Source organism: Azospirillum agricola, assembly GCF_017876095.1.
Taxonomy (GTDB): Bacteria; Pseudomonadota; Alphaproteobacteria; order Azospirillales; family Azospirillaceae; genus Azospirillum; species Azospirillum agricola.
Genome location: NZ_JAGINM010000018.1, coordinates 155,963 through 161,962, shown reverse-complemented (window position 1 = coordinate 161,962; position 6,000 = coordinate 155,963). Strand labels below are relative to the sequence as shown.

Annotated in this window: 5 protein-coding genes; all 5 read left to right on the top strand. The window is 66.1% G+C overall.

Annotated features, from left to right (window positions below):
* Positions 1-302: 302 nt before the first annotated feature.
* The 5 genes from J2847_RS24395 to J2847_RS24375 all read left to right on the top strand — a co-directional run bounded on the left by J2847_RS24395 (position 303) and on the right by J2847_RS24375 (position 5,942).
* Entirely contained in the window at positions 303-1,646 is a 1,344-nt protein-coding gene (locus J2847_RS24395) for a glutamine synthetase family protein (RefSeq protein WP_085553756.1), read from the top strand.
* Between the two features lie 149 nt (positions 1,647-1,795).
* Positions 1,796-2,893: an extracellular solute-binding protein gene (locus J2847_RS24390; RefSeq protein WP_209781380.1), complete on the top strand. Its 1,098-nt coding sequence runs from the start codon at positions 1,796-1,798 to the stop codon at positions 2,891-2,893.
* Positions 2,894-3,010: 117 nt separating this feature from the next.
* Positions 3,011-4,171: an ABC transporter ATP-binding protein gene (locus J2847_RS24385; protein ID WP_209781379.1), complete on the top strand. Its 1,161-nt coding sequence runs from the start codon at positions 3,011-3,013 to the stop codon at positions 4,169-4,171.
* On the top strand, positions 4,168-5,109 hold the full coding sequence (locus J2847_RS24380) for an ABC transporter permease subunit (RefSeq protein ID WP_209781378.1): 942 nt from the start codon (positions 4,168-4,170) through the stop codon (positions 5,107-5,109). The genes J2847_RS24385 and J2847_RS24380 overlap by 4 nt, the downstream gene beginning before the upstream one ends.
* Complete coding sequence (locus J2847_RS24375; protein WP_209781377.1) at positions 5,109-5,942, top strand: ABC transporter permease subunit; 834 nt, start codon at positions 5,109-5,111, stop codon at positions 5,940-5,942. Before J2847_RS24380 ends, J2847_RS24375 begins: the two co-directional genes overlap by 1 nt.
* Positions 5,943-6,000 lie beyond the last annotated feature (58 nt).

Sequence of the window (6,000 nt, the reverse complement as noted above, 5' to 3'; positions counted from 1 at the left end):
CAGTTAGGCGCGCCGCCCCGGCCCGGTCAATGGGGTGCTTTGGGGACTTCGCGAAAACGGACAGGTTCCACGAAACCGTCATCGGAACCCTCTGGAGGTAGGAGGCTTTCGGCATGGCGGCAGTTAGGCGCGCCGCCCCGGCCCGGTCAATGGGGTGCTTTGGGGACTTCGCGAAAACGGACAGGTTCCACGAAACCGTCATCGGAACCCTCTGGCGCGGATTCCCGAAACGGCGTCATAGTGTCGCTGTCGATCACAGAACGGAGGGGACTGCCCTTCGCCCGGCGCGGTCCGCCAATCTCATGGGTTTTATGGAAGACTTCATCAAGAAGAACCGCATTACCGAAGTCGAATGTCTTGTGCCCGACATGTCGGGAATCGCCCGGGGGAAGATCGTCCCCGCCGAGAAATTCATCCGCATCCTGCGCGACCGTGGCCTGCGCCTGCCCGAGGCGATCTTCGTCCAGACCGTCACCGGCGAATTCCCCGACGACGAGGACATCACGTCGGACGAGAATTCCGACATCTACATGATCCCGGACGAGCGCACGATCCGCTTCGTGCCCTGGTACGAGGAACCGACCGCCCAGGTCATCACCGACTGCGTCTACGCCGACGGCCGCCCGGTCGACGTCTCCCCCCGCCATGTCCTCAAGCGCATCCTCGCGCTGTACGAGGAGCGGGGCTGGAAGCCGATCGTGGCGCCGGAGCTGGAATTCTTCCTGGTCCAGGTCAACAAGGATCCCGACTACCCGCTGGTCCCGCCGATCGGCCGCAACGGCCGGATGGAGAGCGGCCGGCAGGCCTTCGGCATCGACGCCGTCAACGAGTTCGACCCGGTCTTCGAGGCCGTCTACGACTTCTGCGAGGCGCAGGACATCGACATCGACACCCTGACCCACGAGGCCGGGGCGGCGCAGATCGAGATCAACTTCAACCACGGCGACCCGCTGGAGCTGGCCGACCAGGCCTTCCTGTTCAAGCGCACGGCGCGCGAGGCGGCGATCCGCCACCAGATCTACGCCACCTTCATGGCCAAGCCGATGCAGGGCGAGCCGGGCAGCGCCATGCACATCCACCAGTCGGTGGTCGATTCGGTGACCGGGCGCAACCTGTTCGCCGAGCCCGACGGGTCGGACAGCGCGCTGTTCATGGCGCACATCGCGGGCTTGCAGAAATACCTGCCCTACGCGATGCCGCTGCTGGCGCCGAACGTGAACTCCTACCGCCGGCTGGTGCCGAACTCCGACGCGCCGATCAACGTGCATTGGGGGCGCGACAACCGCACCACCGGCCTGCGCGTTCCGGTCTCGCCGCCCGACGGCCGCCGGGTGGAGAACCGCGTCGCCGGGGCGGACGCCAATCCCTATCTGGCCATCGCCGCGTCGCTCGCCTGCGGCTACATCGGCATGACCCAGAACATGGAGCCGAACGACCCGATCAAGGGGTCGGCCTACCGGCTTGCCTTCACCCTGCCGCGCCACCAGAGCGAGGCGCTCAGCAAGTTCAACGCCTGCAAGCCGTTGAAGGAGATTTTGGGCGAGCGGTTCATCGACGCGGTCACCTGCGTGAAGGAGGCCGAGTACAAGGCCTACAACCGGGTCATCAGCTCGTGGGAGCGGGAGAATCTGCTGCTGAACGTCTGAGCGCGGCCTTCGCCGTGGGGGCGTCGCGGAAACACCACCCAAACCATTGACAACGCACCCATGCGTGGGTGCAATAGCGCCCGCGTTGGGTACGCCGTGGGGACACGCGACGCCACCCTGAATGACAACGAACAGGTCGGGGCTTCTCAATGAAAAAACTCGCTCTCAGCCTCCTCGGTGCGGTCGCGGCGGTCGCCATCGCCGGTCCGGCGCTGGCCCAGGCCAAGAAGCCGGTCAACATCTACATCTGGAACGATTATCTGGGTGAGACGACGCTTGCCGACTTCTCGAAGGCTACGGGAGCCGAGACGAAGGTCGACCTCTACGACAGCCTGGAACTGCTGGAGCAGAAGGTCCTGGTCGGCAAGTCGGGCTACGACGTGATCGTCCCCACCGCCGAGCCCACCCTGTCGCGCCTGATCCAGGCCAAGGTCGTCGGCCCGCTCGACAAGTCGAAGATCCCCAACATCAAGAACCTCGACCCGAAGGTCCTCAAGCTGCTGGAGAACTCCGACCCCGGCAACAAGTTCGCCGTGCCCTATCTCGGCGGCACGGTCGGCATCGCCATCATCCCGGAGAAGATCAAGGCGGTCGCCCCCGACGTCCCGCTCGACAGCTGGGACCTGATCTTCAAGCCGGAGGTCGCCAAGAAGGTCGCCGCCTGCGGCATCACCGTGATGGATTCGGCCATCGACGTCATTCCGTCGGTGCTGAACTACCTCGGCCTCGATCCGAATTCCGAGAAGAAGGAGGATCTGGAGAAGGTCGAGAAGACGCTGCTGGCGGTCCGCCCCTACATCAAGCAGTTCGTCACCGGCCAGAACATCAACATCCTGGCGGGCGGCGACGCCTGCGTCGTCATGGCCTACAACGGCGACGCCATCCAGGGTGCGGCCCGCGCCGAGGAGGCCAAGAGCGCCAAGGTCGAGTACGTCACCCCGAAGGAGGGCGTGCAGGTCTGGTGGGACACGCTGGCGGTGCCGGCCGACGCGCCGAACAAGGAAGGCGCCTACCAGTTCATCAACTTCGTGCTGGATCCGGCGAACACCGCCAACATCTCCAACACGGTGCGCTACGCCAACGCGGTGCCGGGCTCGCTGGCCACCGTCGCCGACGACATCAAGGGCAACCCCGGCATCTTCCTGCCGACCGACAGCGCCATCAAGCTGTTCTCCCTGAAGTCGATCAAGCAGTCGACCGACCGCGCCCGCACCCGCGTGTGGACCAAGGTCAAGACCGGCAAGTAAGCCGACCCGCATGACGCGCTGTTGCGCCCCGGCCGATCCCCCGCAAGGGGAACGGCCGGGGCGTTGCCTTGAAGGGGCTCCGTCGAGCCCCGTCCTGCCCTGAGTGAAGGACCCCGGATGGCCGGTCAGCCGATTCGCAAGCCCACCCGCCTGGAGCCCTGGCAGGACGCCGGGCAGGCGCCCTATGTCCGGATCGAGAAGGTCACCAAGACCTTCGGCGATTTCGTCGCGGTGGATGAGGTCAGCCTGTCGATCTACCGGAACGAGTTCTTCGCCTTGCTGGGCGGCTCGGGCTCGGGCAAGACCACGCTGCTGCGCATGCTGGCGGGGTTCGAGCAGCCGACCGAGGGTAGGATCTTCATCGACGGCGTCGACATGGCCGGCATCCCGCCCTATGAGCGGCCGGTCAACATGATGTTCCAGTCCTACGCCCTGTTCCCGCACATGACGGTCGAGCAGAACGTCGCCTTCGGCCTGAAACAGGACAATGTGCCGAAGGCCGAGATCCGCGACCGGGTGGCGGAGATGCTGGGGATGGTCCAGCTTTCGGCCTTCGGCAAGCGGCGCCCGCACCAGCTTTCCGGCGGCCAGCGGCAGCGCGTGGCGCTGGCCCGCTCGCTGGTCAAGCGGCCCAAGCTGCTGCTGCTCGACGAGCCGCTGGGCGCGCTCGACAAGAAGCTGCGCGAGAAGACCCAGTTCGAGCTGGTCAACATCCAGGAGAAGCTCGGCGTCACCTTCATCGTCGTGACCCACGACCAGGAGGAGGCGATGACCATGTCGTCCCGCATCGCCGTGATGAACCACGGCGTCATCGCGCAGGTGGGCACGCCGACCGAGATCTACGAATACCCTCACAGCCGCTTCGTCGCCGAATTCATCGGCTCGATCAACATGTTCGAGGGCCGTGTCGTCGAGGCGAGCGGCGATCATGTGCTGGTCGCCTCGGAGGAGGCCGGCTGCGAGTTGCACATCAGCCACGCCACCCCGGCCCCGGCCGGCTCGCCGGTGGCGGTCGCTATCCGGCCGGAGAAGATCGCCCTGTCCAAGGAGCCGCCGCCCAGCGCCGATGGCGCCGCCGGGCGCAACGCCACCAAGGGCGTGGTGCGCGAGATCGCCTATCTCGGCGACGTGTCGATCTATCTGGTCGAGCTTCCCACCGGCAAGACGGTGCGTGTGACCGCCCCCAACGTCACCCGGCGCACCGAGATGCCGATCACCTGGGAGGACGAGGTCTATTTGAGCTGGCGGCCCTTCGCCGGCGTGGTGCTGGCGCAATGAGGGCCGTCGTCTCCGTCCTGGCGGCGGTCCTCGGCCGGATCGGGCTGTGGGGGCGCGGCGTGGTCGTCGCCATTCCCTTCCTGTGGCTGATGCTGTTCTTCCTGGTGCCCTTCCTGATCGTCTTCGGCATCAGCTTCTCGGAATCGATCATCGCCCAGCCGCCCTACGCGCCGCTGGTCGAATGGCTGACCGACGAGGACGCCGGGACGAACAAGCTTCAGATTCTGCTGAACCTGACCAACTATCTGCGGCTGACCGGCGACGACCTCTACATCCTGGCCTATCTGAACTCGGTCAAGATCGCGCTGGTCACCACGCTGATGTGCCTCGCCATCGGCTACCCCATGGCCTACGCCATCGCCAAGGCGCCGCCGGCCCGGCGCGGGCCGTTGATGATGCTGGTGATCCTGCCCTTCTGGACCAGCTTCCTGATCCGCATCTACGCCTGGATCGGCATCCTCAAGGGCAACGGCGTCATCAGCAATTTTCTGGAATGGACCGGCCTGACCAGCGGTCCGGTGGAGATCCTCTATTCGGACTGGGCGGTCTACATCGGCATGACCTACTGCTACCTGCCCTTCATGGTGCTGCCGCTCTACTCGACGCTGGAGAAGATGGATCCGACCCTGCTGGAGGCGGCGGCCGACCTCGGCTGCCGGCCCTTCAAGGCGTTCCTCAAGGTCACGCTGCCGCTGTCGCTGCCCGGCATCGTCGCCGGCTCGCTGCTGGTCTTCATCCCGGCGGTCGGCGAGTTCGTGACGCCGGAGCTGCTGGGCGGCCCCGACACGCTGATGATCGGCCGCGTGCTGTGGAACGAGTTCTTCGCCAACCGCGACTGGCCGGTGGCCTCGGCGGTGGCGATCGCGCTGCTGCTGGTCCTGGTGGTGCCGATCATGATCTTCCAGCATGTCCAGGGCCGCGAGGCGGAGGGGCGGTGATGAAACGGTTCGGTTTCCTGGCCTGGGCGCTGTGGTTTGGCTACGCCTTCCTCTATGTGCCCATCGCCCTGCTGGTGATCTATTCCTTCAACGAGTCGCGTCTGGTGACGGTGTGGGGCGGCTTCTCGACCAAATGGTACGGGGAGTTGCTGAACAACGAAGCGTTGCTGTCGGCCGCCGGCCTGTCGCTCCAGGTGGCGGCGGTGTCGGCGACGCTGGCGGTCGTGCTGGGCACCTGCGCCGGCATGGCGCTGACCCGCTTCGGACGGTTCCGGGGCCGCACCCTGTTCGGCGGCATGATCACGGCGCCGCTGGTCATGCCGGAGGTCATCACCGGCCTGTCGCTGCTGCTGCTGTTCGTCGCGCTGGAGCAGTTGATCGGCTGGCCCGATGGGCGCGGCGTCACCACCATCACCATCGCCCACACCACCTTCACAGCGTCCTACGTCGCGGTGGTGGTGCAGTCGCGGCTGGCCGGCATGGACGGCAGCCTGGAGGAGGCGGCGATGGATCTGGGCGCCCGACCGGCCAAGGTCTTCTTCGTCATCACCCTGCCGATCATCGCTCCGGCGCTGGTCGCCGGCTGGCTGCTGGCCTTCACCCTGTCGCTCGACGACGTGGTGGTGGCGAGCTTCGTTTCAGGGCCGGGATCGACGACGCTGCCGATGGTCATCTTCTCCAGCGTCAAGTTCGGCATCAGCCCGCAGATCAACGCGCTCGCCACCCTGATGGTTCTGGTCGTCGCCCTGGGCATTCTCGTCGCCAGCGTCGTCATGGCCCGGCAGGACCGCCAGCGCAAGCGGGACGAGCAGATGGCGCTCCAGACGGGGTGATCCGTTCGGGTGTTTCGGCTCCGCCTCCCCTGTCCATCCGCGCGTTGCAGACCTGCGA

Excerpts from the sequence above, each read along its gene's own strand:
- J2847_RS24390 (WP_209781380.1), top strand. The coding sequence starts at position 1,796 with ATGAAAAAACTCGCTCTCAGCCTCCTCGGTGCGGTCGCGGCGGTCGCC.
- J2847_RS24395 (WP_085553756.1), top strand. The coding sequence starts at position 303 with ATGGGTTTTATGGAAGACTTCATCAAGAAGAACCGCATTACCGAAGTC.
- J2847_RS24380 (WP_209781378.1), top strand. The coding sequence starts at position 4,168 with ATGAGGGCCGTCGTCTCCGTCCTGGCGGCGGTCCTCGGCCGGATCGGG.
- J2847_RS24385 (WP_209781379.1), top strand. The coding sequence starts at position 3,011 with ATGGCCGGTCAGCCGATTCGCAAGCCCACCCGCCTGGAGCCCTGGCAG.
- J2847_RS24375 (WP_209781377.1), top strand. The coding sequence starts at position 5,109 with ATGAAACGGTTCGGTTTCCTGGCCTGGGCGCTGTGGTTTGGCTACGCC.